The organism is Xanthomonas sp. NCPPB 3005 (assembly GCF_041228095.2).
In the GTDB taxonomy this organism is placed as follows: domain Bacteria; phylum Pseudomonadota; class Gammaproteobacteria; order Xanthomonadales; family Xanthomonadaceae; genus Xanthomonas_A; species Xanthomonas_A bonasiae.
The window spans coordinates 62,858-87,124 of record NZ_CP166096.2; the positions used below are offsets into that span (position 1 = coordinate 62,858).

Consider the following 24,267-nt stretch of genomic DNA (forward strand, 5'->3'; position numbering starts at 1 on the left):
AGTATGGATACCGAATGGATAGTAGACGCAGATGATCTGGCTTCATCTCTGGCGGAAGAATTCCAGCATGGCCCAATCATCGACGATGCAGGTCGACGCTACCTGACAGAAGAAACAGTAGCGACCCTAAAAGGTCTGAAGATACAGATTTTCTCCAATGAGCATCCACCACCGCACTTCCGTGTAGTTTATGCCGGGGACACTGCTAATTTCTCTATCAAGGACTGCTCCAAGCTCAATGGAGGGCTCGTTCGTTGGGAGCGCAACATTCGGGCATGGCACTCCAAGAACAAGCAGGCGCTCATTGACGTTTGGGATCGCACAAGACCAAGTGATTGTCCTGTGGGCAAGTACCGTGAGTAGGCTAACAATTCGTCCAAGCCGACGCCGCTTCGCGGCGCGATTTAACTCAGGTGTTAGGCCGCTATGGCGCTATCCGCATACGAAAGACTTCCCAAGCAAGAACTTGCGCGCTCACAACTTGAAGTGGCGCTACGCTTCTACATGCAAGGCCAGGAGTACCCTGCCGTCATCACCTTGGCGGGAGCAGCTGAGGAGGTCCTTGGCAAGATCGCTGAGAGCAAGGGGTTTGAGCCAGCGCTAAAGCGGACCTTGCGTGAGCTGTGCGAGACATTCAAGGAGGTTTGGGGCCATAAGGCAAAAGAGAGTGACTTCGCCCAACTTCGCAATCGCGCAAGAAATGAACTCAAGCATCTTTGCTCTGGTGCCGACCTGCACTTGGATTTCGAGCGTGAGGCAGCAGCCATGTTGACACGTGCACTGGAGAACTACGTCCTATGTACTGGTTCTCCCCATCCTGGGCAGTATGCGTTCACCAGCAAGAAGGTCGCTAACTGGCGCTCCAAGCAGGGCGCGGCCTAACAATTCATTCAAGCCGAAGCCGCTTCGCGGCGCGGCCTAATTCAGGCGTTAGGCCACTAAGGAAGATTGGAGTAATGGGGTCAGTGGAGTAATGGGGTCAGAGTGAAATTTCTTCGTGATCGGCAATCTAAAAACTGCACTCTAAAATGGGGTCAGAGTGTATTTTCTATGAGCAAAATGGGGTCAGACTGCACTTTTCTCGTGCGCGGTACCCTTTGAAAGGGTACTCTGATCCAGTTATCTTTTAGAGCGTGTGTGAGTACACATGAGCGATGAGAACAAAGAGCGCCAATTCATGTTTCCCAGCCACCTTTTCGACGAGGTAAAAAAATCAAGGATATGGGTGCTGGAGAACCGGGATATAGTTGACCAACAGGACCTGGAAAGGCTGCTGAGCATTATGTTCAACTATCCAGAGGGTAATTTTTTCCTCTATGTCCAAGAGAATGAATCCATCTGTCCTGTAATACGCAAGGCTATGGAATCAAACCTAATCATCGGAAATGCTTGGAAGCGCAATTTCTACCCTCACCTAGAGTCACATCGCGACTATGTGCATGTTCTCCCGAACAATATTCAGTGGGACTGGGAGCAGGAGCTACTCAATTCGGCACAAGAACATTTGCGTTTTGAACTTACCTTGTCCGAAGCGGTGAAGCGAAAGATGCAGATAAATCAACACGTATCCGCCCAGCAGATGGCTGATTCGAATCCGATTGAATTAAAGCCAAACTTTATGGGTTTTGGTATTGACCTCAACAAAGGCTGGTCTTGGGTGCGTAAGAAGCTAAGATTTTAGTCACACATCAAGACGGCGCTGCTTCGCGGCAGGCTTAACTCCGGTGTTGAAAAACGGGGGTCAGAGCGCAATTTTGTCCATATCCGGAACCCTAGAAGTGCACTCTGACCCCGATTTTTAGTAGTTAGGCTTTGCAACACACTTAGATGAGGGCTTTGAGATGTCCAATAAATACAGCGTTGGCGAGATAGTTAAGCTCCGATCCGGTGGTCCGGATATGACAGTTCAGGACGTACCCGTGGCGGGCAATCAGTACAAAGATCACTACCGCTGCCAATGGTTCGCAGGCAAGAAGCTTGAGAGCGGCAACTTTCAAGAGGAATCATTGGAGCTCGTGCCGGCGTAGGAGCGTTAGCAATGCAATCTCACATCGACTGGATGCTTGAGAGAATCGACAAAGAAGGCTGCCTTTACCAAGACGATGTTGTCGATTACTTAGTAACGAGCAAGAAAGAAGATCTCTTGAGAGAGAACGCGGATGGAAACCTAGTTCTTGGGAGAGCGATTCTAAAAGGCTTTCGCAAGGCTACAGAGAACGATGTTGTCTGGGTCAAGCCAGACTTCTATTGGCGTCGCAGGGTTCCAGAGGACGAGCCTGGCAGAGAAGCTCGTGGCTAGGGCAAAGCCTTTAATTCATTCAAGCCGATGTCGCTTCGCGGCGCGACATGAGATCATGCAAGCTATCTTACCCTTAGTAGGGGCGAAAAAGGCGATCGCCGATGTAGTAAAGCCCCAAAAGGGTAACCCAAAGCATCTGCCAGAACATCAGTAAAACTGTAAATGAGAAAATGAATCGCAAGATCAAATAAGGAATCGGATCAATTATTTTTGTCAAATTGACCCCAATAAGAGAAACGAACATGCAGATGACCATTAGCGCAATGCTTTCAAAGCAAAGAAAAGAGAAAAGATAGGTCAGAAATCTTCTCCGAGTAAGCGGCACGCAGTTGCTTTTCCCGCCTATAATCTGGTTGAGCATGGGGGCAGGAGCGTTCATAACATCATCAATCCCAGGCCGCGTAAATGTTGCTAACGCGGCCAAAGCGCCGATATAAAAGCCAGGAAGAACTGAGCTGACAACTAGAATTTTTGCTAGCAGCCCGTCCTTTCCCGCAACAACACCCACGGCTCCGTATCGTAGCAGCACTATTGTTGACAAAAATGAGCATATAACCGGGAGCACCCAATCCGCCCAGCGCTTCTCCTCATGCCGTATGCGAAGATACGACAGGGGAGAAGAAAGGACGTTGAGCATGCCTATATTCATGGAGTAAGTATGGCGTTGCTAAGTTTTACGCCAGGAGAGGCCATTTTTCTGACTTCGCCCACGATGAAAATATCAATTGCATTGAAGGCGCTTGCAAAGTTTCCTATTGGATTTTTTATCTTGCTCTTTTTGACGTATTTCAAATCATTGACGAGCTGATAATTGCTCGTATAAAATTTCACATCTTTACGCAGATTGCCCGAAGTCTTGAAGACAACGCGCGATTTTTCGTAGTCTTTCTTCACTGCTGCGCTCAATACACCGTCAATGAATGCTTTCGCTGCTGGCACATGCTTTTGCGTACTGGGCTTTAATAGCACCCCTCTATGCTCCTCGACCGCGTAGCCATGGGAGTCCCAGACTTCGGTGTTCTTGGACTCTGTTATCAACTCAAGCTCACCGATCTCGCCAGATTTCAGGTCACTTATGAACTCGGATGAAGGATGTCCGCGCAGCTCAAACACCGGACGCACGCTAATTGCCTTATGGGTTCCATCTGCGTTCATCGCTCCGCTAGGGTCTGGTAGGCTGAAGTGATTCTTATTGGCCTTGCAGAAATTGCGAACTAAATTATTCAAAAATTTTACTATGGCGGCAGAGCTGAGGCCTACTGCTCCTTCTAAATAAAATTCACATGCCGCGCCGTTCGTCTTGCTCTTGTAGTGCCAAACAACATGGGCAGAGTGCTCAAGCCCCTCATTCCCTACCTTCGCAACCACTCGCCGTTTTTTTGCAGGATGGTCATTGAAGGTGGGGTCCGCTGCATTCGTATCTGAGAACCCAATGAGCATCTCACAGCGGTCATTGTAGAGTTTTATTTCAGTGACATATGTGGCCGTCAAATTCTTTCGCACAATTTCCGCTTTCCCAGCCGCGTCCCAAAGTGCGATTGCGCGTGCAATCTCGAAATGTGGGAACACCGGAAGACCGTTGTACTTGCGATTCCAAGTGCGAACCACAGCGTCATAGTGAAAAATATCTCGCTCGTCCTTACTCATTGAAACCTCCTCCCCTAGCTTAAGGGGGATGATCGCACAGGCTGAGACTGGAGTCATTGACAGGGGATACAGGGGGCGGAAAACAGGTGTCAGAGTCTGAGGTATCCCCACGTTTTTCATGAAGGAGCGTCCATCTGGGCGAGGACGTGTTTCGGAAGTTCTCGCAGTCGCTGCAGCCATTTCCAGATCGGCTCCATGGCCAACCTCGGGTCAGTGCTTCCCTCCCCACACGCAGGGTCGAGTACAGCTTGCGCCGCCGTTTGGCCGGATACAGCCATTGATCGATCCCGGTGGCCTCGCAACCCATACCGGCCAGCCACTGGACGAAGCCAGCCAGGGCATCGACCAGCAGCAGGATATCCAGCCGATGGTGCTTGCGGGTCAAGCTGCCCTCGAAGCCATGACCGTAGCGATGCGACTTCAGATCGCGGAAGGAGGATTCGATCTGCATCCTGCGCCCATACAGCGTGACCAGTTGTCGTGCGCTCATGTGCACCAGACCGGGCGAGGCCACGATCAACCACGGTTCGCGTTCCCGCGCTGCACATTGCCGGCTGAGCTTGCTGTGTGCCACGGTTCCGTGCCGGGTGATGTGCTTGCGGCCCTTGGCGCGCTTGCGATAGACCGCCAGGCAGCAGACCAGCGGCCGACTGCGATTGAACAAAGGGGACGGAGGTAATTAAGCCAGATAGCGGGATCAGGTTGAGTTAGATGCTAGCTAATACGCCGCCTTTTCTGGGGTTGACATGACAGGGAACAAGTAGCACTCTTTCAGCCAAGGAGCGTAGAAACTCCTCTAGTAGCGGTACCCACCTCCGACAAACCGGTGGGTTTTTTGTGCCTGATCCTCAGGTGCAAGACGACGCGTAGCCTGCGTCGGGAGGGCGGCTAATACAACACCCTTCGGGGAAATACGCCCGCCGTCTACTAGCGGTTTCTAACCTCCCGACATCCCGTCGCCGGTCGGCGGTGGGTTTCTGGCCGTCAAGGAGGGCTTCGCCATGCATTCACCTTCATCCCGTCCCGCCCCTGCGCGCAAGCGTGCCACGCGCAAGGCCACCTGCTGCCCGAACTGGACCATCGTCGATTCCGAGCTCATCCCCATGCTGACGCCCGAACAGATCGCCGCGGCCGACGCCGCCGATCTCGCCCGCCAGCAACGCGCCCCGCGCCGCACGCGCCCGCCGCAGCACTGCACCGTCGGCTGCGGCCATGCCGCCAACGGCAAGCGCATGCCCGCGCTGCGCCTGGCCGGCCGCTGGATGGAGGAACTGGGCTTCGCCATCGGCAAGAAGCTGCACGTGCGCGTACGCGACGGCGAACTCGTGGTGAGTCTGGTCACCAAGGACTGAGCCGACTGCCGTGCATCGGATGTAATCCGTATGCGGCAAGCTAATGCTGACAATCGTGGCCATGGCGAGGTGATCGATAGGCGCAGCCAGCCTTCCTGAAAGCGCAGACGCTACCTGTGTTTCGTGATGTAGCTAAGCAAAGAAGGAGCGATTCTGCGCTCCTTCTTTGCTTGCAATCGAGTCAGCCCTTTGCACACCGTTGCAGGGACTCCCCATCGGCGGCGCCGGCAAGGCAGGAGAGCGCCGTCAACGCTTCTTTCCGTTGCTCCAGGGTCAGCGATGTTTCGGCAATCGCGTCGGGATGGGCAGAGAGCGACTTGGCCCGCTCGATTACGCGGGCGTGCAGAGCATCGTCTTTCACCTCACCCAGGGTGCTTGCCAGCACGCGGGTTTGCGCCACGAAGTTCGCGTTGAGCGAATCCCGCTGCTGCTCCGCGTTCTTCGGCGATCCGTTGGCATTGGCGAGCATGGCCGATGCGTCCAACCAGTGCCATGCGGCGGCAGACGCTTCGCTACGGAAAAGCGCATAACTACCGCCCACCACGCCGCCGACGATCGCGCTCACGGCACTTGCTACCACGACTAAGGCAATTGTCGAGGCTTTCATAGGCTTCCTTATAGGATTTTGCAGAACCTCAGGGTCAAGTTCACTTAAGAAGTCAATCTGAGCACACTTCCAAAGGATGGGGTCAGCGTGCACTTCTAGCTGCAAATGCGTTACGGCGCGGCGGCCTTGACGTCATACACGACCACGCGCTGCCACAGGTGCTCGCAATCGGCGACGAACTGCTTGTGAATGGGATGGACCTGATAGGCGTTCTGTCCGGCGACATCGTCGAAGAACAGGAGTTCCGAGGCGCTGTAGCTGCCATCGACGACGCCGCGCTGCTCGGTCTCCGCCGGCACGCCGATGTGGATGCCGCGCACGGTGTCGATGTCGGCCAACGTTCGCAAACCAGCGAGCAGCTTGGTCAGATCCTCTTTGGAATCCGGACGCTTCAGCCAGAAGAACACGTGGTGCACGACCGGCGGGAACGCTGCCTTGTTGGCGGACGTGGCCGTGGCCGCGCGGGAGCCGGCGGCAACCACGCCGGCCGCCAGGGCGGTGGCGGCAACGATGAGATCTCGGCGCGTGCGATCGGTCATGATCAGGCCCTTCAGTTCATAGTCTGCGGGCCTGCGAGTATAGGACGGTAATGTCGTCACCGATCGGCCTATGCTTCTCGGTTGGGGGTTCACCTGGTCTATGTGCCGTAGTCGGGCGGCACTAGCAGTCACGCCCGGCCCGCATGCGGGCCGCCGTGTACCTGTCCGGCCGCTGGCTGGAGGAGCTGGGCTTCGCCATCGGCAAGAAGTTGCGCGTGCGCGACGGCGAGCTGGTAGTGAGCCTGGCCACCGAGGACTGACTCGGCACTTACTGGGCCACCGCTCTGCTCGCCGCGCCGGTGGCCGTGGCGTACGCTGAGAGCGCTTCGCAGTGCGGCTCGCCCAAGCGTTAGACTCCTCCTCAGGCGTAGACCCCTTGTGGCTTCAATGACCGAAGAGAATCCCTACCAAGCTCCAGCAACTCTCCCTGTCGCTACCCCGGCAGATCGGCGCTGGCGGATAGCGATGCTTCCTTTCGTATGCATTCAAGCGTTGCTGGCGGCGCTGTATGCGCCGACCGCCCTTGAGAAGTTCCGCAATGGCGAAATCAGTGCAATCGAATTCCTGCCCTGGCTATTGGCCAATGTCACCGTGGTTCTTGGCGGGTTTCGTCTTCTACGTACCCCCAGGAAGGCCAGCTATCTCTTCGCTATATCCTCATTGCTGGCAGTTGTCGCTTACCTGCAATGGCGCCCACGCTTTGTTCTCGCCGGGCTTGTCATCGCCTTGTTTGCCGGTCTGATCAGCCTCGTGTCTTCCTATCGATTGGCAAAGGCCTAACAGTTCGGTCAGGCACAAGCCGCTTCGTGCGTCGGATCAATCAAGGTGAAGTGTAATGCCAAGTATCCGTCCTACTTCAATTAGGATCCTGACGGTCTTCGCCGCGGCGCTAGCGGCAAGTCCTGTTCAGTCGACGTCGCTTGATTGGCGAACGATCGACTTCAAGCAAGGGCATCCGCTTGTAGGGGAGAGCCTTGAGCAATCATTGGATAACTCGGCTAGAAGTCAGATCGAGAACTTACGCGTCAACGTCTCGATCTTGAAGAAGTATCCAACTGTTCCTTACGACTTGATGGGCAGAGCAAACAAGATCGAGTGTAGCCCTGCAGCTTGCATGGCGTTGTCTGGGCGTCGCGCTCAACTCGTATATGACTATCTTCTGGAGCAGGGAATTCCCGCTTGCCAGATCAAATCAGTCATAGCAGCCGGCATCAACAGCCCGGTCGCACTGCCTAGCGAGGATGCGTCACTTGACATGAGCGTAGATCTGTTGGTGACTCGCGGCGAATCGTGTTGAATGCGGTGGGACTTGAGGAAATGGCGTCAGAGCGCACTTCTCTGTACGCAACACCTTAAGGTTGGACTCGGACCCGGTTCTTACACCCCTGGCTGGCAAAGGCTAGGAACCTTCGAGTTCTTGGGTCGATTGACGGTAGTCAACGACTCGGCGAGGATCGCATGCCGTGTTTAAGCGGTCCAATAGCGGTTAGCGCCCATGCTCCGACATATCGTCTTTTTGCTGAGCTTGCTCACCGCGGCATCTAGTGCTGCGAACGCCCAGTGCCTGCCCGGTCAGCCGGCGGTGGTTGGGCTCACTGGGGTACTCGAGCGCGTCACCTTCCCAGGCCCGCCCAACTACGAGAGCGTCCAGGACGGCGACGAGGCCGAGACCTATTTCGTCCTGCGACTGCCGGCGCCGGTCTGTGTGCACGATTCCGAGCAAGGCGTCATCTCGGCCAGCCGCCTGCAACTGTTCTTGGAGCCTGGGCAATACGCTCTATTCCGGCCTCAGCTCGGCAAGCGCATCACCCTGCCGGGCGAACTGTGGCCGGCCGAAACCGGACACCACCACACGCCGCTCATGTTGACGCCGGTACGTGGGAAGACGGGCTAACGATCCGTCCAAACCGACGCTTGTTTGCTGGTAACGGATTCAGCTTCACAAAAAAGACAATCTGACTTCGGCTTCGGAAGAACTGGGCGTTGTCGTCGGCCGAACGCTGTAGATGCCTGTGCGCGACGGCGAACAAGTGGTGAGCCTGGCGGCTGCCGTACCGAAGACTGACTCGGTACGCTTCCCGCAATCGATTCGTCTGGATACTATCCAGAGCGATTTGCGTCTTGTCAGCCGACACTGAGGATCCATGGGCACTAGACAAAGCTATGAAGCATCTTGCCTACGCCTGCAGCCGAGCTACTTGGAACCTGGCGATGTTCCGCCCGTTCCCGACCATCTCCCGCAATACGATGACGAGGAGCCATTGGGCGTCAACTTCTTTCGAACGGCGATAGACGGGGAAGACCTCAGCAATCTGACCTTGCCGCGTACGTTCTTCGGTCGTTCCGAGATCAACAACGTCTCCTTTCAGAACACCGATCTTTCAGAGTCTAACCTTTGCTGGAACGAGTTCATCCAGGTAGATTTTTCATCAGCACGGCTGACGCTGAGTGATCTGCGTGCATCCATCTTTACCGACACGTCGTTTCAATCTGCCGACCTGAGCGGGTCGGATCTTCGCCGCTCCTCGTTTGAGAATTGCATCTTTACGGATGCGCTGATGGCCGGCACTGTCCTCACTCTCGCGCAAGGCAAAATTCTGCCGCTGTCGGATCAGCAGCGAGCGGAAATCGCCTTGGCAGACACGGACGGGGACGAGCCGGGCGGTGGTTAAAATGAATATGGGGTCGGAGTGCATCTTTCCCTGAGCGAAATTCTTGAAAGTGCACTCTGACCCCGGTTTTTCCTGACCCCAGTTCTTCCAACGTGTTTGGCGAACTCGTCCAACTCAGGTAACAGGTGCCATGGCCCAAGATCTCTATTGCTGGCGGTGTGACAAAGTAGTCGCGATGCTCGATGAGCAAGAGTGGGAGGTGATGGGACCTGCGCTCACACAGTCGATCGTCGACATCCAGAACCATCGTAAAGCCGGCGCAACCCTTCAAGAGGCGTTACGCATGCCACATGGGTTGCAGGCACTCCAGCTATACAAAGAGATCACAGGCCACTCGGAGACAAATCCAGATGTCATTCGGCGCCACCGCATCGCCCTCTATGGACCGCCGTGCTGCGCTTGCGGCAAACCATTGCGCACGCCACAAGCGTCGCTCTGTGCTGCCTGCGGGCACCCACGCAGTGTGGGTGCATTGCCATCGATCACATGAACAAGGGATGGAGTCAGAGTGCGCTTCTAATTGCAAACGAGCTACAGCGCGGCGGCCTTGACGTCATACACGACCACGCGCTGCCACAGGTGCTCGCAATCGGCGACAAACTGCTTGTGAATGGGATGGACCTGATAGGCGTTCTGTCCGGCCACATCGTCGAAGAACAGGAGTTCCGAGGCGCTTTAGCTGCCATCGACAACGCCACGTTGCTCGGTCTCTGCCGGCACGCCGATGTGGATGCCGCGCACGGTGTCGATGCCGGCCAACGTTCGCAAACCGGCGAGCAGCTTGGCCAGATCGTCTTTGGAATCCGGATGCTTCAGCCAGAAGAACACATGGTGCACGACCGGCGGGAACGCTGCCTTGCCGGGGTGCGTGGACGTGGCTGCGTGGGAGCCGGTGGCCACCACGCCGGCAGCCAACGCGGTGGCAGCAACGATGAGATCTCGGCGTGTGCGATCGGTCATGACCAGGCCCTTCAGTTCATAGTCTGCGGGCCTGCGAGTATAGGACGACAAGAACGTGGTCAGGTTCACTTGAGAGGAAGTCAGCTTGACCCCGCTTTTCCGCGTTTATCCTTGAAGGCCCACAGTCACTTGTCGAGGATCGCTCCAATCAATCGTCCATGAGCACCTTCCAATTCCAACCGCGCTGGAAAGAAGAACTGGTCTGCACCGGCCCGGGCGGCGCGTTCGTGCTGGACTTCACGATGGGTGTGCCGACCGTGTTCGCGCCCACTGAGCACGCCTGGGCGCAGAGCGCGCCTGCGTGGGCGCAAGCGCTATGGCCGGTGTTCAAGGCCGAGCTGGAGGCCTGGTGCCAGGCGCATGACGTGCAGTTCTTCCTGGACGGAACGGCGAAGTGCTACTGAACGGCGGCCGGAAGCGCCACAACCGTACCCGACGGTGGGTGGAACCGAAGCGCCCGAGACGTATGGCAAGGGCGATGTGTGGGTGTTCGCGGGCCTCGTCGCGCAAAGCGTGGTGCTTTGAAGCAAACGCAGCTACGCCGCGCCACCGGGCGGATCCCACATGGGCCGATTGACGGCAGTCAACGACTCGGCGAGGATCGTTCTACGCGGCGTTGGGTGGTCCAATAGCTATCAGGCCTTCTATGGTTACAAGACCAGTAGTTGATAGTGAGATCTTGGCGGCATGGGCAGCATCAGCTCCTGCGCACAAGCGTCGATGGCAGATCGCGAGATCACTGCTCGCGATCTTGGTGTTGGCAGTTGCATTTCCATTGGTACTTCCGGGTATCCAAGCGGGTAGGTACCTGCCTTTCGCCCTCCCGGTACTGGGAATCGCCATCCTGAGCACATCGCTGTTCGTTCACAGTCTCCGCAGGTGCCCGAAGTGTGGAGAGGTCCCCAACGGTTCAACGTTACGCGTGGTTCCCATGCCTGTGGATTTCTGCATGCACTGCAACCATTGGCTGATTTCGCCTACAGGACGCTAAGCAGGTAGCAGATGGGTTCGGAGTGCACTGGCGCCGCCTACAGAAGTCTCCGCGTTGCGGGCGTATCGCCCTCGGTCGCATGAAGACAATCATCCTGATGTGCTTCGTCGCGATTGCGTCGGGTTGCCATGGCGCCGGGCTTGCACAAGACAATGACGCGCAGGACCAGGACCGCGCCATCCGGTTGTCAGGATCCGATTGTCCCCAGGGCATCGGTCCCACCCAGATTGTTCGCCTCCAAGAGCTGGTGGCGAACGCCCGGACCTACGAGGGCCATAGCGTCTCGGTCACCGGTTACTACAACCACGGTTTCGAGCACTCCGCCCTCTACGCGTCTCCCGGTAGAGATCCATTTGCCCGGACATCCGCTGAGGGCATCTGGATAAACGGCATCTCTCCCTTTTCGGACGGCAATGGGCAGCACATCGGCGTCACAGGAAGCTTCTCGGAAGCCACCAAAGGACACCTTTCGCAATGGTCCGGCTCTATCTGCGTGACCACGGTGGCGCTGCTTGAGCGCGAAGCGCCATAGGACGCAGCGAGCTATCCACCGCCGCGGCGCATGGTCGCCCAGCAGCTGTGCCGACACTGCGGAGATCACGTCCAATGCCAGGCCTCAGCGTCGCGCCGCCGCCTCCCGCCGATACACCCCACCAAAGCTGACATTCGCGCCGCCGCACTGCAGGTTGTCCGCGACCACCAGCAGGTCGCCGAGCAGCTGCAGGCGGACCTTGCACTCGTCCTCGCTGACCTCGACCCGGTTGCCTTCCGGGTAGCCGCGCGCGGTGACGGCGCCAGTGTGCGGGCCGCCCGGCACCTGCTCCGGATCCGGGTTGGCGCTGGGCCAATAGGCATCGCCATTGACGGTGACGCTACCGTCGCCATTGGCGGTCAATTGCAGGTCGTTGTCGCCATCGTGCCAGCGGCCGTTCCAGGCCTGCGGCGTCGGCTGGGCCGCGCTCGGCACCGGCTGCACGCTGGCCTGCGCGACCCAGCCGGCACTGCCGCCGACCTTGTTGGAATAGAACGCGCAGGCAAACCCGCCGCGCCGCTGCGCCAGCACCACCACATCGCCCTTGACCACGTAGGCGCGCTGCCGGCAGGCGGCCTCGCCTTTGCTGGGGCAACCGTCGCTGTCGTCGAGCAGATATAACCGCGGTACCGCGACCTTGGCGAGCGCGAACCCAGCAGGGCTGTTGGTGAACAGGCCATTGCGGCAGGTGGCCGCATCGGCATCGTCCGGCGCGGCATGCGCCATCGCCGGTATCGCCAACAGGGCGAACAGCCAAGCTTTCTGCATCTCGATCACTCCAGGGGTGGGGGCAATAGTGTGGGCCAATGGCAGCGAGTTGGCGTCAAGCGACCCGAGGCGATCCGGCGTCATCCATTTGCGGCTTCACCGCTATTCGGGAAGCGCGGGGCGGACACGCAGGCGCCCGCGCACCACCTCGCGGTCGAATGCGTGGCTATCCGCGAACGAGCACCGATTGCAGCGCGCCCGCTCCCTAGCGCCTGCTTCGGCAAGGATGGGGACAACCTGATGTCAGCGGCGGCCCGGACGCGCTCAGACGTTCCAGCGGTACGCCGACCTCGGTGTCGTCAGGCGAGAGGCTCGCAAGCCTGTCGAAAGGTCTGAGCGCCTGCTCCCGTTCGGCAACCGAAGCCCATACAATCCCGCCCATTCAGTCCGCACAGGCAGGAGGGAACATCATGGAAGAAGATCTCGGCGGTATCGACAAGGAACACGGCCATCCCCGCGCGCTCCAGATCATTCCGGATGAATTCTTCTGGGATTGCACGGACGAGCTTGCCCCGTTCGGATCCGACGAAGGAGACACCGCCCTTCACGAGTACCGCGAATGGCGCAAGCACCATCCAGGTGAACCGCTCGAGGACTGCATCGTCTGGACGATCGAGTCGGTTGGAGAGATGGAGGTGTCCGAGTATTCCGACGCCATCTTCAACGAGTCCACGGTGCGCGAGCAGATCGAAGATCCCGATTTCGACGATCAGCAGTACATCTTCACCACGGACGTCTCCGTGCTGGCGACGGCATTCGGCCAGCTCGCCGATGAGGGCACGATCGATGCCTCGGCCAAGCCTTACGCGGCACGCGCGCTCAAGCGCCAAGCGGTCTGGGCAAGGCTTCAGCCCGATTGGGCGCACACGGACGAATACCTTCACAAGCTTTCGCGGCTGCAGGCAGCGCTGGATGTTGCCTGACGCCATGCCGACCTAGGCCGCTTGCGGCTCGGTCGATCTCACGCATCGCAGCGAACGAACAGCACATGACGACCGACGAGACCTGCCTTGCCGCCCGACAGACGATGGCCAGCATGCGCGACCGCATCGACGGAGATGCCGCGCTCAAGCTGACGCTGGAAGGGATGATCGCCGTCGAAGAAGCGCATTTCCCCGACCGGGCGACGTACGAGGCAATGACGCATATCGAGGAGTGCGCAGCGTGCCAGCGGTGGAGTGCCAGCTGGCTGGACGCCCAGTTTCCCGAGCGTGTGACGCATCGCGAACGGCTGAGCAAGTACTGCTGCATCCACATGCTCGCCGCTGCGACGCATCCCGACGCCGAGGTCCGATTCGCGTTCGAACTGTTCAGGGGTGAGGATGCGTGCTGGTCGATCAACGAGCACTATGCGTTTGCGCGATTCTGTCCATGGTGCGGCCAGCAGCTGCCCAACCAAGCCTTCGAACCGGAGCCGATTGCATGAGCACCTCCCATCCCGTCCATGCCCTCAGCGTGATCTACGCCCGGAACATCGAGCGGGTCGCCGAGTTCTACAGGAAGACGCTTTCGCTCGACCTTGTGGAACAGGACGACGCTTTCGTGGTGGTGGGGAATGCCCACTACGAAATCGCCGTGGTCCGCATGGCGGGCGACAGGGCACCTGCTCCCGCACCTGGGCCGCTCCACGTGAGAGCCGGAACGCCAATCAAATGCTCGTTCCTTGTGGAGAGCCTGGAGCATGCCCGGTCCGCGGCCGAATCCTGCGGCGGTGCCTTCAAGCCGCTCGCGTCCGCGTGGCGCTGGCGCGATCAACTGCATTTGGATGGGCATGATCCGGAAGGCAATGTCGTGCAGGTTCGCGCCCGCGCGACCTGACACTTCGTCACGCCCGCGCCGGTTCGCGCTGCGGCCGTGGCGCTCTATGGCAACGCATTCGTTCCAAGCTGTCTTGAGATTCCGCCGACTCAGGCGACAGGTAGCAATCAGGGGCAACGATGGCCGCACTACTCCTTCCTTTCATGGCATTGGCGGCGGTCGGGCTGCTGCTGAGCCTCTGCGTCCACGTCGCCTCCCTGCTCGGACTCCGGGTTCCAGGCGGTGCATTGGTCTGGTCGCTGCACATCGGCATCTTCGTGGTGTGGCTTCCCGCAGTGCTGGTCGCCACCCGTATCACTCGGGGCAGGCCGCACCGCGACTACTGGAAGACGGTGCTGTCCGGTTGCCCGCCATGGATGCGCTACACGGGATACGCGCTATTCGTCTATGCCGCCGCCAACTTCTTCTGGATCATGGCGACTAGCGAATCGCAGGATCTCAAGAGGATCGGTGACGCTTCGGTCATCCGTGCATTCTCCGGGCATTGGTTGGTGTTCTATGGTGCAGCCTTCGCCATTCTCTACTCGGCGTACCGTACACCGCGCCTGCTATCGCGACAGCGATGCGCCGATGGCCATGAGGTGGCGGGCAGCGACGCGTTCTGTTCCACCTGTGGTAAAAAGATCCAGCGGCCCGTAGTGGCCGATTGACGCGAGGCGACAGCCTTGTCCGGCCGCGGGGGACAGCCGGTTCTGAGCGGTCCAGGGATGTTGGGATCACCTAGGGGGAATCGTATGCGGCGTGTAATGTTGGCTGTCGTTCTTTCGACAGGTCTCGCGGCTTGCCAATCCGCGTCGCCTCCACGGACGGACATCGCCCACGGCGACGGTTCTTCCCCGGAGCATGCAGTCGATCTTTCCGCTGCGCACAGCGAAGGACAGGGAATACGAGCGGAAAGGGACTGGCTCAATCAGCACTACCCCGGTGCGCAGGTAAAATCGCAGTCGCTGCTGTCCGGACCGCCGGTCATGGACCTGATCACGATCTCGCTGCCATCCGGCGAAGAGCGAGACGTCTATTTCGACATTTCGTCGTACTTTGGGAAGTGGTGACGGGAGAGATATGGATATTGTGCAAATATCGATGGCTACACTTCCGACTTTGTTGGTTTGCGTTGGAGTCGCTTTCCCCGTAGCGATCGCTGTCGCATCCCGCTTGACGCTGCTGATTTCTCTTTTGACGTCGACCGCGGCCTTCCTTTCCTTGCTGTGTTTGAGTTGGTTCTTTCGGGATGGACTAGGGCCTGATGCGATAACCTCGGAGGGCCTTGAGGCGGCATCGCGCATCGCTTTCGGCGCGGCATTTCCAGCGTACTGTTGGTTGCTCATCAACGGTTCGGCATACCTTGTCTATCGGGCGCGCCGCAAGACAAGAGTAGAAGATAGAACGCAGCAGTCCCGTCACGTAGCGTGATCGGCGATCCGGATCGACTATGGCACGCAATTTTGAATGCCAGCAGATATCCTTGCACCAAGCTGTTGGAAAGGGATTGCACTATCTCTGGGACCCAATCGGGGTGGCGGGTGCTCCGCAAGCACGCGATGAATATGACGGCTATGTCGATCCATCTGCGGCACGCTGCACCAAGGCATCGACGAGTCTTCGCTTGCTAGACATCTTGTAAACATTGCCGACCGGCATATCGGGCTTTCTGGCACAGAAGACCGTGCTCAATTGGCAGCGCGCAGATTGCGGGCTTGGCGGGATGCGATAACACGCTAGCCTATCTGACGTTCGAGCCGAACCACTTTGCGATGGCTTGCCTCGGCAACCATCGTGTCATCAGTAGACCTAGGGATCAGCGACATGCAGCGGCGCCTTCCTGTTCTTGGAGCAGCAACCCTCACGGCATGCGCCGCAGGGTTTCTGCTGTTCGGCTATTCCCCGGCGCCCTGCGCTTGCGAGACGCCGTGGCAACTCGTGTATGCAGCATCTGGGCTCCCATTCGACCAACCCTATACGTCCTATAGCGCACAACAGGTAGAGCAAGGCTTGAACCGCCATCTTGCAGGATCGCCGGTTTTCGGTTCGGACGACTACTTCCTCGACGCTTGCAAAGAAACGGCTTCGCAGCATCTTCGATGTGTCATAGGCACGGAGCAATCGGTGCTGAGGCAGTCGGGCTACGTCATCGACATGGATACGGATGCGCGCGGACGATTCGAACATGCCCATGTGACGTCCTATTCTGCGTGGCGCTAGGCGACCTTCCTGGCCATCGGGTCGGCGCTACAACACCCTCCATCCTCGATCTAAAGGAAAGAACCATGCGCTTGCTTGCAGGGATGCTTCTGGCAACGATCATGGCGCTCGCGGGGTGTGCGTCCATCCCACTGTCCACGGCATTAAGCCTGTCGTCGCTGTCGCCGCGCACGCTTGCGCAGACCGACCCAGCGCAGGTCCGGGTCCGGCTGTCCGTCCCGGAAGGGTATGAGGTCAACGTTCCCGCCGCGCGCCTGAAGTTGCGTCTCGAGGGGGCGTCCGGGATCAAGTCCGCCTCGATGGGGCTGTCGCTCCTAGGCACCTCGCGCGAGAAGCGTTCGGGCGGCCTGTTCCGCTCGGATGTGCCGGTCTCGACCTACGTGCTGGCCCTGAGCCCGGACGGCGTGCGCGAACTCCAGGGACTCCAGCGCTTCGTCCTCGCCGGCGATCCTTCGACGTTCCTGTTCGGCGTGCAGGCGCCGTTCGCCAAGGTGCCGCCGCAGGCGAGGGAGGTGACGTTCTGGGCAGACCTGAAGCTATCGCTCGCCGAGCCCTACAAGCCGCTGATCGATGGCGCCAGCATCCGCTTCGAAGGCACGCCGCCCGGTGGCTGACGATCGGCGGGGCTGATGATATCGACAACTCGACAATAGGCAGTCGCATGCCACGAAAGCGCGCATTGGCCGAAGCAGAGGCGGGAAAGCTCATCTCCTCCATCCAGAAGGAATGGGGTAAAGACACCGGGACTGCGCAGGCCGACATTTCCGAGCACGTCATGGAATCCGCGCACGCGTTGCTGCAGGCTACGCATGACGATCGCCTGGAAGAGGAACTGGGGGGCAGGTCGGTCGTGGACTACCTGGGTGCGCTTTGGGTAAAGCGCCATCCGTCTGTGCTTCCCGCGATACATGCGCTCGAGGTGGCACGTTGCAAACACTTATAAAGGGCGGCAAAGCTTACCGAGCCGTAACATGGCCATGATCCAAAGCCAAGCCAGACTGCAGTTCCGAACTTCACCACAAGCCGCTCCCGCTTTGCGGATCGGCCCGCATCAGGCGCAACGTCCATGCTGATCAATCGCGGTCGCGCAGTGACATATGGCCTTGTCGCCATTCTTGGCGTCGTGGCCCTGCAAGCATTCAATAGCTTTGCCTGCTACCAGCACGGGTTGCGGGAATTCCTTGCCGCGTTGGGGATGTTCCTGCTCGTTCCCTTGCTGCCGCCAATCATCGCGCTGGCGACGGCCAACCCGTTGCGGGCCGTCGGCGGCTGCCTTCTGTTCGCGCCCTGGCTGGGACTGGCGTACTACACCGATTGCGTACGTCCATACACCGGCGGTGGGGCGTCGATGATTTATGTCGGGGTTCTCTTCTGGGGGACGCCGAGTTCGATCCTTGGCGTGCTCGTGACCGGTCCGATCCTGCGCATGCTCGGAGTTTCCATGGCGGGCGCCGGCGCGAGCGCACGCTAGCCACTTCGAGGTTTCGTATGTCGGACACGTTTACGCAGATCGTCAAGCACGCCATCGATCCATCCAGCGTCAGAACGGAAGGCCCTCTGACCCAGCCACGTTCGTATGGGGTCTATCAGTTGCCGTACGGCGCCGCCGACTCGGGCCGCTTCCGCTTCGGGAATCACCCGGTTCGGATGCAGGAGCTTGAACGGGAGTTCGGTTCCTGCGTCCTTACGTTCCTGTTCGCTGTCAGGGACGATGCGGAGGCAGTTGCACGCGCGCTCAATGGCCGAGAGGTCTAGGAAGTCGCTCAAGCCCATCGTAGTCTGCAGGCCGGCTTGAGATTTGGACGCTAACGGTAGAGTTCACTGCATGCGCATCTATCTGGACGACGAAAGACCCACCCCTCCCGGTTGGACACGGGTGTACTGGCCCGACGAGGCGATCGCGCTTCTCGAGCAAGGTCGCGTCCTCGAGATCAGCCTCGACCACGATCTCGGCGACGACCAGCGAGGGACGGGGTACGACGTTGTCGCCTGGATCGAGGAAGCCGTCGTCACGCGTGGCTTCGTACCGCCGGCTATCCGAGTGCACTCCGCGAATCCGGCCGCTCGCAAGCGGATGGAGGCCGGTATCGCGGCCATCCATCGGCATGTCGAGCGCCGCACAGGCGCCTGAAGCCGTCGCTTTCCCGCAACGCGCAGCGGTCATGCAGCTCCCGTATCCTTGCCCGCCTCCCTGGCCCACGGATAAATCCAATGTCGCTGCGCACCGTGTTCTTGTTCGCCTGCCTGTCGCTCGGCGCGGCACCGTTGGCGCAGGCGCACTGCCTGCCCTATGGCCCGATCAAGGTCACGCTGTCCGGCAAGTTGGAGCCGCACGCAAAAGCCGCGCCGGCCAGCGAAGCTGCTGCAGCCGACGCCGCCAGCGAGGTGCTGGTGCTGCCGACGCCGGTCTGCGTGGCGGCGTCGCCCGCCGGTCAGGCGCCGCGCCACGACGCTGTGCGGCGCCTGCGCCTGGCGGTGACCAAGGACCAGGCGGCGCATCTGGAAGAAGAAGGCGCCGGGCAGATCGTGCGCGTCACCGGCATGCTGTCGGAGGTGGCGGGGAGTGGTGACTCACCCAGCCTGCTGTTGACGGTGATCGGGATCGATAGCGACTGACGCGGCGCTGCACGCGCCGAGGCTGCAGGCGCAGGCCCGCCTCCTGGCGAGGACCGCGCTTTCGTTGCATGCCGTCACGCGCATGCCGGCGATGCCACGGAGTTGCAACATGGATGACATATCGTGCCGCGCTACGCCATCGTCTGGCGCGCCGTCGCGGGCTGCTGCGCAAGCCGAACGGAATCGTCATCCAGCCCAAAGGAATCGCCATGTTGCTGCATCCCGATCTTTCCGCGTGCCGCTCGGCCACGCGTTCGTCGCGCCTGTCCGCTGCCCCGGTCCGTAACCGCCTGGCCCAGGCCTGCGCCGGCCTGCTGCTGGCGTCGATCGCCACCGCGGCCGCCGCCCAGGACATGGCGCCGTCGCTGGCCGGTAGCGAGCAGCAGGCCACGCGCGGCGCCGCGACCGGCGATGCGGCGACCTCGCTGGACACCATCACCGTCACCGCCGAGCACCGCGAGCAGAACCTGCAGGAAGTGCCCGTGTCGGTGGGCGTGGTGCAGGGCGATGCGATGCGCAATTACACCGCCGGCGGCGACGACACGTTGCTGGCGCTGTCCGGCCGGGTGCCCAGCTTCTACGCCGAGACCACCACCGGCCGCATCTTCCCGCGCTTCTACATCCGCGGCCTGGGCAACATCGACTTCTATCTCGGCGCCTCGCAGCCGGTGTCGATCATCCAGGACGACGTGGTGCTGGAGCACGTGGTGCTGAAGTCCAACCCGGTCTACGACCTGGACCAAGTGGAAGTGCTGCGCGGTCCGCAGGGCTCGCTGTTCGGCCGCAACACCACCGCCGGCATCGTCAAGTTCGACAGCATCAAGCCCAGCGACGACTACAGCGGCCGGCTCAGCGCCAGCTACGGCAGCTACGGCACCACCTCGCTCGACGGCGGTTTCGGCGGCCCGATCAACGACGTGCTGTCGTTCCGCCTGTCGGCGTTGTACCAGCACCGCGACGATTGGGTGGACAACACCTACAGCGGCCCCAGCGCCGACGGCACGGTGACGCCGAAGAAGGATGCGATGGGCGGCTACGACGACCGCAATGCGCGCCTGCAGCTGCTGCTCAAGCCGAGCGAGGACTTCTCGCTGCTGGCCTCGGCGCATACCCGCGATTACGACGGCACCTCCACGCTGTTCCTGCGCAACGCGGTCACCAAGGGCTCCAACAAGGTCGATGTGCCGCGCGACCAGGTGGCCTACGATGAGGCGCACGACAATCCGCAGGCGTACAAGACCCATGGCGGCTCGCTCAAGGCGGTGTACGACTTCGGCGGCGTGTCGCTGACCTCGATCAGCGCCTACGAGACCACCTCCGGCTACAGCCGCGGCGACACCGACGGCGGCGCGGCGGCGAACTATCCGGTCAACGGCGTGGCCAACGGCTACGGCCAGTCGATGGGCCAGGTGCGCGACCTGGACCAGTACACGCAGGAGCTGCGCCTGGCCAGCGAAGGCGACGCGGCGCTGCAGTGGCAGGCCGGCGCGTTCTACTTCGACGGCAAGGACACCACCGATTTCTACCAGCGCGCGTACTTCCTGCAGACCGCGGCGCGCAACCCGAACAACTGGGTGCGCCTGCGCAACAGCAACACCTCGTGGGCCGGCTTCGGCCAGCTGACCTACAAGGCCACCGATGCGCTGACCCTGACCGCGGGCGTGCGCCAGACCCGCGACAGCAAGGAAACCAAGCTGCTCAAGACCGCCGACACCGCCGCCGGCGTGGTCACCTACCGCGGCCGCCGCGACGTGCGCATGGCCGATACGCAGCCGAGCTGGGATTTCAGCGCGATGTACGCGATCGACGACAACGTCAGCGTGTACGCGAAGGTGGCGCGCGGTTTCCGCGGCCCGACCATCCAGGGCCGTTCGGCGGTGTTCAACTCCGACTTCACCACCGCCGATTCGGAGACGATCCTGTCCTGGGAAGCGGGCATCAAGAGCAGCCTGTTCGACAACCGCCTGCGCCTGAACGTCACCGGCTTCACCTACACGGTCGACGACATCCAGCTCAACGGCAACGACTCCAACGGCAACGGCGTGCTGTTCAATGCGGACAAGGCCAAGGCCTACGGCATGGAAGCCGATCTGGACTGGCGTCCGATCCCGAACCTGTCGCTGAGCGCCGGCCTGAGCCTGCTGCACAGCGAGATCCAGGACAAGCGCGTGTACGCGCAGGTGTGCGCGCTGAACGGCGTGGTGGTGTGCACGGTGAACGATCCGACGATCAAGGTCGGCGCCAACACCTTCGCCCAGATCGACGGCAATCCGCTGCCGAACGCGCCCACCTACAACGTCAACCTGGCCGCGCGCTACGACATCCCGGTCGCCGACGGCGGCGCGTTCTTCGTCGCCACCGACTGGAACAAGCAGGGCAAGACCAGCTTCGTGCTGTACGACTCGACCGAGTTCAATTCCAAGGGCAGCTTCGAAGGCGGGCTGAAGCTGGGCTACAGCGGCGACTACGGCGCGTGGGAAGTGGCGGCGTTCGCGCGCAACATCACCAACGAGAAGAACCTCAAGGGCGTGATCGAGAACTACATGGCGGCGGTGTACAACGAGCCGCGCATCGTCGGCCTGTCGGTCGACGTCCATTGGCATTGATGCGCAAAAGGCCGGTAGTCCTGTAAAGCGGCTCCGGTCGGCCTCGGGCTGGCGGCCGCGATGGCGCGGCCTGCCGGTTGGCGGGCTGCGCCGTCTCGCCTGCCCGTGTAGGAGCGGCTTCAGCCGCGACAGGATCTATCGGTAACGCCCGTCGCGGCTGAAGCCGCTCCTACAGAAGGCCGCTCCATCCTGGAGAACGGGAAGAACCTATCCCGAAGATCCGCCATGGCAGCCTTTGATACACCGCACAAATTTGTAGCAGCCATCTTCACGCTCTGTTAAAGTCCGCGCCCAGCGCTGCCGGGTCCGGCAGCCAGGCACAGCCGTCGCCATGCCTCCGTCCGATCTTCTTTCTACGGAGCGATGCGCGTGCGCGTCAATTTGCTGCCCCTGTCTGTTTCCGTCGCCGCGGTTCTGGCCTTGCATGCTCCAGCGCCTGCGCTGGCCGCCGAAGCGGATGTCGCCGATCCCACCACCCTGGACCGCGTCGTCGTCACCGGCGAAAAGCGCGCGCGCACGCTGCAGGACACCACCAGCAGCGTGGCGGTGACCACCCAGGCGCGGATCGAGCAGGAAAACCTGCAGAACCTCTACGAGGTGTTCAACCGCACCGCCAACGTGGCGCAGAGCTACGGCGATACCGGCTTCACCATCCGCGGCATCCGCGAGATCGACGGCGGCGGCGATGCGCCGCTGGCCACCATCTACCTGGACGGCGCGGCGTTGCCGCAGAACGCGATCAGTTCGGCGCCGCTGAGCCTGTGGGACCTGCAGCAGGTGGAGATCCTGCGCGGGCCGCAGTCCACGCTGCAGGGCGAGAACGCGCTGGCCGGCGCGGTGATCCTGCGCACCGCCGAGCCGACCATGGACTGGGAGGGCAAGCTGCGGGTGCTGGCCTCCGATCCGTCCGACCGGACCCTGGCCGCGGCGTTCGGCGGTCCGCTGGTGGCCGACGAACTGGCGTTCCGCGCCTCGGTCGAGCAGCGCAGCTTCGAGGGCTACAGCTGGAACGACACGCGCCAGGCCTCCGACGATGCGCAGCACGCGCTGACCTACCGCGGCAAGCTGCTGTGGACGCCGTCGGCGATCGAGGGGCTGAAGGTCCAGCTCGGCTACACCAAGGCGCATCGCAACGGGCCGTACCTGTACGTGTACGTGCCCACCGACGAGGCGGACTACTTCAAGCGCCGCGTCAATCACGACAACACCCCGAACCGCAGCCAGACCGACAGCGACATCGCCACCCTCGACGTCGATTACGCGATCGATGCGGCCTGGTCGCTGTCGGCGGTGACGGCCTGGAACAAGGTGGACATGGACAGCAGCTGGGACGGCGACCGCAGTGCCGCCCAGGTCGCCTACGCCAGGCGCCTGGCCACCACCCGCACCACTTCGCAGGAAGTGCGCCTGAACTACGACGGCCAGGCCGTGGACGGCCTGTTCGGGCTGTACTGGGCCAAGCACGACACCCAGAACGACGTGGTCAACCGTCTCAACGTGAATACCCCGCTCGCCACCATCACCCGCCTGCTGACCGGCGCCGGCTTCCCGGCCGCCAATGCCGCGGCGATCTCGGCCGCCTACGGCCAGGCGTTGCCGGTGATCCCGGTGCTGTACGTCAGTGACGCGCCGACCACCTCGGAGAACCGCGCGCTGTTCGCCGACGGGCAATGGCATGTGGGTGGCGGCTTCTCGCTGATCGGCGGCTTCCGCTACGACCGCCAGCGCTACGAGATGGCCTCCAGCACCACCGCGACCTTCGTCGGCAGCTATCCGAGCGCGGCCAGCTTCGCCAGCCCCGGCACCGCGCTGTACCAGGCGATCACCGCGATCAATGCGGGCGTGGCCGGCATCGTCGATGCGGCCAGCGGCGAGGTGCCGGACAACACGCGCGACTTCAGCGCGTTCCTGCCCAAGCTCGGCGCGCGCTACGAATGGAGCCCGGACCTGGCCGCCAGCCTGGTGGTGCAGCGCGGCTACCGCTCCGGCGGCTCCAGCTTCAATACCGCGCGCAGCCAGGCCTTCGCCTACGACCCGGAATACACCTGGAACTACGAGGCCTCGCTGCGCTCGCAGTGGCTGGACGGGCGCCTGAGCGTCAATGCCAACGCCTACTACATCGACTGGAAGGACAAGCAGGTCTTCGCCTTCTTCGGCCTCAACGACTACGACTACAACACCGTCAACGCCGGCCGCGCGCACCTGTACGGCTTCGAGCTGGAGGCCAGCCACCGGCTCGGCGAAGGCTTCGACTGGTACGCCTCGCTGGGCTATTCGCGCACCCGCTTCGACGAGTTCAAGACCGTGGCCGATGCCGAGATCACCGACTATGCCGGCCGCGAGTTCGCCTATGCGCCGCGCTGGACCGCCGCGCTCGGCGGCAACTGGCGCTTCGGCGCGGGCTGGGTCGCCAATCTCAACGCCAACTTCCGCGACACTGTCTACACCGACATCGGCAGCGATGCGCCGCGGCTGGCCTCGCGCACGCTGCTCAACGCCAAGTTCGGCTACGAGAACCTGGACTGGAGCGCGTGGGTGTTCGCCAACAACCTGCTCGACCGGCAGTACATCCAGTACCGCTGGGCGGATCAGCCGATCGCCATCCTCGGCGCACCGCGCGTGGTCGGCGTCGGCTTCGAAGCGCGCTGGTAACCCACG

Annotated in this window: 32 protein-coding genes and 1 pseudogene; 25 read left to right on the forward strand and 8 right to left on the reverse strand. The window is 60.9% G+C overall.

Going from position 1 to position 24,267, the window contains the following annotated elements:
* Positions 1-3: 3 nt before the first annotated feature.
* The 5 genes from AB8810_RS00265 to AB8810_RS00285 all read left to right on the forward strand — a co-directional run bounded on the left by AB8810_RS00265 (position 4) and on the right by AB8810_RS00285 (position 2,299).
* Entirely contained in the window at positions 4-363 is a 360-nt protein-coding gene (locus AB8810_RS00265) for a DUF4160 domain-containing protein (protein WP_369915163.1), read from the forward strand.
* A gap of 63 nt (positions 364-426) precedes the next feature.
* A complete protein-coding gene (locus AB8810_RS00270; RefSeq protein ID WP_369915164.1) occupies positions 427-882 on the forward strand; it encodes a hypothetical protein in 456 nt (151 codons plus the stop codon).
* A gap of 265 nt (positions 883-1,147) precedes the next feature.
* Positions 1,148-1,681, forward strand: a complete 534-nt coding sequence (locus AB8810_RS00275) for a hypothetical protein (RefSeq protein WP_369915165.1) — start codon at positions 1,148-1,150, stop codon at positions 1,679-1,681.
* Positions 1,682-1,841: 160 nt separating this feature from the next.
* Positions 1,842-2,027 (forward strand): YodC family protein, encoded by a 186-nt coding sequence (locus tag AB8810_RS00280; protein ID WP_369915166.1) that lies wholly within the window; start codon positions 1,842-1,844, stop codon positions 2,025-2,027.
* 11 nt (positions 2,028-2,038) lie between these two features.
* Positions 2,039-2,299, forward strand: a complete 261-nt coding sequence (locus AB8810_RS00285) for a hypothetical protein (protein WP_369915167.1) — start codon at positions 2,039-2,041, stop codon at positions 2,297-2,299.
* A gap of 73 nt (positions 2,300-2,372) precedes the next feature.
* Here the strand turns inward: AB8810_RS00285 and AB8810_RS00290 are convergent, their stop codons facing one another.
* From AB8810_RS00290 to AB8810_RS00300, 3 genes and pseudogenes are all read right to left on the reverse strand, one after another.
* The gene (locus AB8810_RS00290) at positions 2,373-2,936 is read right to left on the reverse strand and encodes a hypothetical protein (RefSeq protein ID WP_369915168.1); all 564 of its coding nucleotides are present in this window, start codon (positions 2,934-2,936) and stop codon (positions 2,373-2,375) included.
* 8 nt (positions 2,937-2,944) lie between these two features.
* Positions 2,945-3,946 carry a hypothetical protein gene (locus AB8810_RS00295; RefSeq protein WP_369915169.1) on the reverse strand — a complete coding sequence of 334 codons (1,002 nt, stop codon included), beginning with the start codon at positions 3,944-3,946 and terminating at the stop codon, positions 2,945-2,947.
* Between the two features lie 116 nt (positions 3,947-4,062).
* A pseudogene (locus tag AB8810_RS00300) lies at positions 4,063-4,625 on the reverse strand (transposase); the annotation flags it as partial.
* Between the two features lie 322 nt (positions 4,626-4,947).
* Between AB8810_RS00300 and AB8810_RS00305 the strand changes: the two are divergent.
* Positions 4,948-5,298: a SymE family type I addiction module toxin gene (locus AB8810_RS00305; protein ID WP_372530406.1), complete on the forward strand. Its 351-nt coding sequence runs from the start codon at positions 4,948-4,950 to the stop codon at positions 5,296-5,298.
* A gap of 181 nt (positions 5,299-5,479) precedes the next feature.
* Here AB8810_RS00305 and AB8810_RS00310 read toward each other — a convergent pair whose 3' ends face one another.
* Positions 5,480-5,863 carry a hypothetical protein gene (locus AB8810_RS00310; protein ID WP_369915171.1) on the reverse strand — a complete coding sequence of 128 codons (384 nt, stop codon included), beginning with the start codon at positions 5,861-5,863 and terminating at the stop codon, positions 5,480-5,482.
* Between the two features lie 152 nt (positions 5,864-6,015).
* Complete coding sequence (locus AB8810_RS00315) at positions 6,016-6,444, reverse strand: Dabb family protein (protein ID WP_369915172.1); 429 nt, start codon at positions 6,442-6,444, stop codon at positions 6,016-6,018.
* Positions 6,445-6,587: 143 nt separating this feature from the next.
* Between AB8810_RS00315 and AB8810_RS00320 the strand changes: the two genes are divergently transcribed.
* The 4 genes from AB8810_RS00320 (at position 6,588) to AB8810_RS00335 (ending at position 9,116) form a co-directional block, all read left to right on the forward strand.
* The gene (locus AB8810_RS00320; RefSeq protein ID WP_369915173.1) at positions 6,588-6,704 is read left to right on the forward strand and encodes a SymE family type I addiction module toxin; all 117 of its coding nucleotides are present in this window, start codon (positions 6,588-6,590) and stop codon (positions 6,702-6,704) included.
* A gap of 127 nt (positions 6,705-6,831) precedes the next feature.
* The gene (locus AB8810_RS00325; RefSeq protein WP_369915174.1) at positions 6,832-7,224 is read left to right on the forward strand and encodes a hypothetical protein; all 393 of its coding nucleotides are present in this window, start codon (positions 6,832-6,834) and stop codon (positions 7,222-7,224) included.
* A gap of 715 nt (positions 7,225-7,939) precedes the next feature.
* Complete coding sequence (locus AB8810_RS00330) at positions 7,940-8,338, forward strand: DUF4431 domain-containing protein (protein ID WP_206231080.1); 399 nt, start codon at positions 7,940-7,942, stop codon at positions 8,336-8,338.
* 250 nt (positions 8,339-8,588) lie between these two features.
* Positions 8,589-9,116, forward strand: a complete 528-nt coding sequence (locus tag AB8810_RS00335; protein WP_369915175.1) for a pentapeptide repeat-containing protein — start codon at positions 8,589-8,591, stop codon at positions 9,114-9,116.
* A 531-nt stretch (positions 9,117-9,647) separates the two neighbouring features.
* Here the strand turns inward: AB8810_RS00335 and AB8810_RS00340 are convergent.
* Positions 9,648-9,761 carry a Dabb family protein gene (locus AB8810_RS00340; RefSeq protein ID WP_369915176.1) on the reverse strand — a complete coding sequence of 38 codons (114 nt, stop codon included), beginning with the start codon at positions 9,759-9,761 and terminating at the stop codon, positions 9,648-9,650.
* A 30-nt stretch (positions 9,762-9,791) separates the two neighbouring features.
* Positions 9,792-10,145, reverse strand: a complete 354-nt coding sequence (locus AB8810_RS00345) for a hypothetical protein (RefSeq protein WP_372530407.1) — start codon at positions 10,143-10,145, stop codon at positions 9,792-9,794.
* Between the two features lie 89 nt (positions 10,146-10,234).
* Here AB8810_RS00345 and AB8810_RS00350 point away from each other — a divergent pair, with 89 nt between their 5' ends.
* Together AB8810_RS00350 and AB8810_RS00355 are read left to right on the forward strand one after the other, a co-directional pair.
* Entirely contained in the window at positions 10,235-10,480 is a 246-nt protein-coding gene (locus AB8810_RS00350; RefSeq protein WP_179570352.1) for a hypothetical protein, read from the forward strand.
* 666 nt (positions 10,481-11,146) lie between these two features.
* Complete coding sequence (locus AB8810_RS00355; RefSeq protein ID WP_369915178.1) at positions 11,147-11,599, forward strand: hypothetical protein; 453 nt, start codon at positions 11,147-11,149, stop codon at positions 11,597-11,599.
* A gap of 84 nt (positions 11,600-11,683) precedes the next feature.
* Here the strand turns inward: AB8810_RS00355 and AB8810_RS00360 are convergent, their stop codons facing one another.
* Positions 11,684-12,367: a hypothetical protein gene (locus AB8810_RS00360; protein WP_369915179.1), complete on the reverse strand. Its 684-nt coding sequence runs from the start codon at positions 12,365-12,367 to the stop codon at positions 11,684-11,686.
* 410 nt (positions 12,368-12,777) lie between these two features.
* On the opposite strand from AB8810_RS00360, the gene AB8810_RS00365 reads away from it, so the two are divergent.
* From AB8810_RS00365 to AB8810_RS00425, 13 genes are all read left to right on the forward strand, one after another.
* Positions 12,778-13,290 (forward strand): hypothetical protein, encoded by a 513-nt coding sequence (locus AB8810_RS00365; RefSeq protein ID WP_369915180.1) that lies wholly within the window; start codon positions 12,778-12,780, stop codon positions 13,288-13,290.
* A 65-nt stretch (positions 13,291-13,355) separates the two neighbouring features.
* Positions 13,356-13,793 (forward strand): hypothetical protein, encoded by a 438-nt coding sequence (locus AB8810_RS00370; RefSeq protein WP_369915181.1) that lies wholly within the window; start codon positions 13,356-13,358, stop codon positions 13,791-13,793.
* Positions 13,790-14,185, forward strand: a complete 396-nt coding sequence (locus tag AB8810_RS00375) for a VOC family protein (protein WP_369915182.1) — start codon at positions 13,790-13,792, stop codon at positions 14,183-14,185. The genes AB8810_RS00370 and AB8810_RS00375 overlap by 4 nt, the downstream gene beginning before the upstream one ends.
* 119 nt (positions 14,186-14,304) lie before the next feature.
* On the forward strand, positions 14,305-14,835 hold the full coding sequence (locus AB8810_RS00380; protein ID WP_191826343.1) for a hypothetical protein: 531 nt from the start codon (positions 14,305-14,307) through the stop codon (positions 14,833-14,835).
* A gap of 96 nt (positions 14,836-14,931) precedes the next feature.
* Positions 14,932-15,237: a hypothetical protein gene (locus tag AB8810_RS00385; protein ID WP_191826344.1), complete on the forward strand. Its 306-nt coding sequence runs from the start codon at positions 14,932-14,934 to the stop codon at positions 15,235-15,237.
* Positions 15,238-16,452: 1,215 nt separating this feature from the next.
* On the forward strand, positions 16,453-17,001 hold the full coding sequence (locus tag AB8810_RS00390; protein WP_369915183.1) for a hypothetical protein: 549 nt from the start codon (positions 16,453-16,455) through the stop codon (positions 16,999-17,001).
* A 47-nt stretch (positions 17,002-17,048) separates the two neighbouring features.
* Positions 17,049-17,330, forward strand: a complete 282-nt coding sequence (locus AB8810_RS00395; protein WP_369915184.1) for a hypothetical protein — start codon at positions 17,049-17,051, stop codon at positions 17,328-17,330.
* Positions 17,331-17,453: 123 nt separating this feature from the next.
* Positions 17,454-17,858 carry a Na+:solute symporter gene (locus tag AB8810_RS00400; RefSeq protein WP_369915185.1) on the forward strand — a complete coding sequence of 135 codons (405 nt, stop codon included), beginning with the start codon at positions 17,454-17,456 and terminating at the stop codon, positions 17,856-17,858.
* 17 nt (positions 17,859-17,875) lie between these two features.
* Entirely contained in the window at positions 17,876-18,142 is a 267-nt protein-coding gene (locus AB8810_RS00405; RefSeq protein WP_369915186.1) for a hypothetical protein, read from the forward strand.
* A gap of 70 nt (positions 18,143-18,212) precedes the next feature.
* Positions 18,213-18,518 (forward strand): cyclic-phosphate processing receiver domain-containing protein, encoded by a 306-nt coding sequence (locus tag AB8810_RS00410; RefSeq protein ID WP_369915187.1) that lies wholly within the window; start codon positions 18,213-18,215, stop codon positions 18,516-18,518.
* Positions 18,519-18,598: 80 nt separating this feature from the next.
* The gene (locus AB8810_RS00415; protein ID WP_369915188.1) at positions 18,599-19,003 is read left to right on the forward strand and encodes a hypothetical protein; all 405 of its coding nucleotides are present in this window, start codon (positions 18,599-18,601) and stop codon (positions 19,001-19,003) included.
* A 209-nt stretch (positions 19,004-19,212) separates the two neighbouring features.
* The gene (locus tag AB8810_RS00420; RefSeq protein ID WP_369915189.1) at positions 19,213-21,609 is read left to right on the forward strand and encodes a TonB-dependent receptor; all 2,397 of its coding nucleotides are present in this window, start codon (positions 19,213-19,215) and stop codon (positions 21,607-21,609) included.
* Positions 21,610-21,978: 369 nt separating this feature from the next.
* Complete coding sequence (locus AB8810_RS00425) at positions 21,979-24,261, forward strand: TonB-dependent receptor (RefSeq protein WP_372530408.1); 2,283 nt, start codon at positions 21,979-21,981, stop codon at positions 24,259-24,261.
* The last annotated feature ends 6 nt before the right edge of the window (positions 24,262-24,267 follow it).

What these genes read in the sequence shown, in the direction of transcription:
- AB8810_RS00265 (WP_369915163.1), top strand. Translation starts at nt 4, where the DNA reads ATGGATACCGAATGGATAGTAGACGCAGATGATCTGGCTTCATCTCTG.
- AB8810_RS00270 (WP_369915164.1), top strand. Translation starts at nt 427, where the DNA reads ATGGCGCTATCCGCATACGAAAGACTTCCCAAGCAAGAACTTGCGCGC.
- AB8810_RS00275 (WP_369915165.1), top strand. Translation starts at nt 1,148, where the DNA reads ATGAGCGATGAGAACAAAGAGCGCCAATTCATGTTTCCCAGCCACCTT.
- AB8810_RS00280 (WP_369915166.1), top strand. Translation starts at nt 1,842, where the DNA reads ATGTCCAATAAATACAGCGTTGGCGAGATAGTTAAGCTCCGATCCGGT.
- AB8810_RS00285 (WP_369915167.1), top strand. Translation starts at nt 2,039, where the DNA reads ATGCAATCTCACATCGACTGGATGCTTGAGAGAATCGACAAAGAAGGC.
- AB8810_RS00290 (WP_369915168.1), bottom strand. Translation starts at nt 2,936, where the DNA reads ATGCTCAACGTCCTTTCTTCTCCCCTGTCGTATCTTCGCATACGGCAT.
- AB8810_RS00295 (WP_369915169.1), bottom strand. Translation starts at nt 3,946, where the DNA reads ATGAGTAAGGACGAGCGAGATATTTTTCACTATGACGCTGTGGTTCGC.
- AB8810_RS00305 (WP_372530406.1), top strand. Translation starts at nt 4,948, where the DNA reads ATGCATTCACCTTCATCCCGTCCCGCCCCTGCGCGCAAGCGTGCCACG.
- AB8810_RS00315 (WP_369915172.1), bottom strand. Translation starts at nt 6,444, where the DNA reads ATGACCGATCGCACGCGCCGAGATCTCATCGTTGCCGCCACCGCCCTG.
- AB8810_RS00320 (WP_369915173.1), top strand. Translation starts at nt 6,588, where the DNA reads ATGCGGGCCGCCGTGTACCTGTCCGGCCGCTGGCTGGAGGAGCTGGGC.
- AB8810_RS00325 (WP_369915174.1), top strand. Translation starts at nt 6,832, where the DNA reads ATGACCGAAGAGAATCCCTACCAAGCTCCAGCAACTCTCCCTGTCGCT.
- AB8810_RS00330 (WP_206231080.1), top strand. Translation starts at nt 7,940, where the DNA reads ATGCTCCGACATATCGTCTTTTTGCTGAGCTTGCTCACCGCGGCATCT.
- AB8810_RS00335 (WP_369915175.1), top strand. Translation starts at nt 8,589, where the DNA reads ATGGGCACTAGACAAAGCTATGAAGCATCTTGCCTACGCCTGCAGCCG.
- AB8810_RS00350 (WP_179570352.1), top strand. Translation starts at nt 10,235, where the DNA reads ATGAGCACCTTCCAATTCCAACCGCGCTGGAAAGAAGAACTGGTCTGC.
- AB8810_RS00355 (WP_369915178.1), top strand. Translation starts at nt 11,147, where the DNA reads ATGAAGACAATCATCCTGATGTGCTTCGTCGCGATTGCGTCGGGTTGC.
- AB8810_RS00360 (WP_369915179.1), bottom strand. Translation starts at nt 12,367, where the DNA reads ATGCAGAAAGCTTGGCTGTTCGCCCTGTTGGCGATACCGGCGATGGCG.
- AB8810_RS00365 (WP_369915180.1), top strand. Translation starts at nt 12,778, where the DNA reads ATGGAAGAAGATCTCGGCGGTATCGACAAGGAACACGGCCATCCCCGC.
- AB8810_RS00370 (WP_369915181.1), top strand. Translation starts at nt 13,356, where the DNA reads ATGACGACCGACGAGACCTGCCTTGCCGCCCGACAGACGATGGCCAGC.
- AB8810_RS00375 (WP_369915182.1), top strand. Translation starts at nt 13,790, where the DNA reads ATGAGCACCTCCCATCCCGTCCATGCCCTCAGCGTGATCTACGCCCGG.
- AB8810_RS00380 (WP_191826343.1), top strand. Translation starts at nt 14,305, where the DNA reads ATGGCCGCACTACTCCTTCCTTTCATGGCATTGGCGGCGGTCGGGCTG.
- AB8810_RS00385 (WP_191826344.1), top strand. Translation starts at nt 14,932, where the DNA reads ATGTTGGCTGTCGTTCTTTCGACAGGTCTCGCGGCTTGCCAATCCGCG.
- AB8810_RS00390 (WP_369915183.1), top strand. Translation starts at nt 16,453, where the DNA reads ATGCGCTTGCTTGCAGGGATGCTTCTGGCAACGATCATGGCGCTCGCG.
- AB8810_RS00395 (WP_369915184.1), top strand. Translation starts at nt 17,049, where the DNA reads ATGCCACGAAAGCGCGCATTGGCCGAAGCAGAGGCGGGAAAGCTCATC.
- AB8810_RS00400 (WP_369915185.1), top strand. Translation starts at nt 17,454, where the DNA reads ATGCTGATCAATCGCGGTCGCGCAGTGACATATGGCCTTGTCGCCATT.
- AB8810_RS00405 (WP_369915186.1), top strand. Translation starts at nt 17,876, where the DNA reads ATGTCGGACACGTTTACGCAGATCGTCAAGCACGCCATCGATCCATCC.
- AB8810_RS00410 (WP_369915187.1), top strand. Translation starts at nt 18,213, where the DNA reads ATGCGCATCTATCTGGACGACGAAAGACCCACCCCTCCCGGTTGGACA.
- AB8810_RS00415 (WP_369915188.1), top strand. Translation starts at nt 18,599, where the DNA reads ATGTCGCTGCGCACCGTGTTCTTGTTCGCCTGCCTGTCGCTCGGCGCG.
- AB8810_RS00420 (WP_369915189.1), top strand. Translation starts at nt 19,213, where the DNA reads ATGTTGCTGCATCCCGATCTTTCCGCGTGCCGCTCGGCCACGCGTTCG.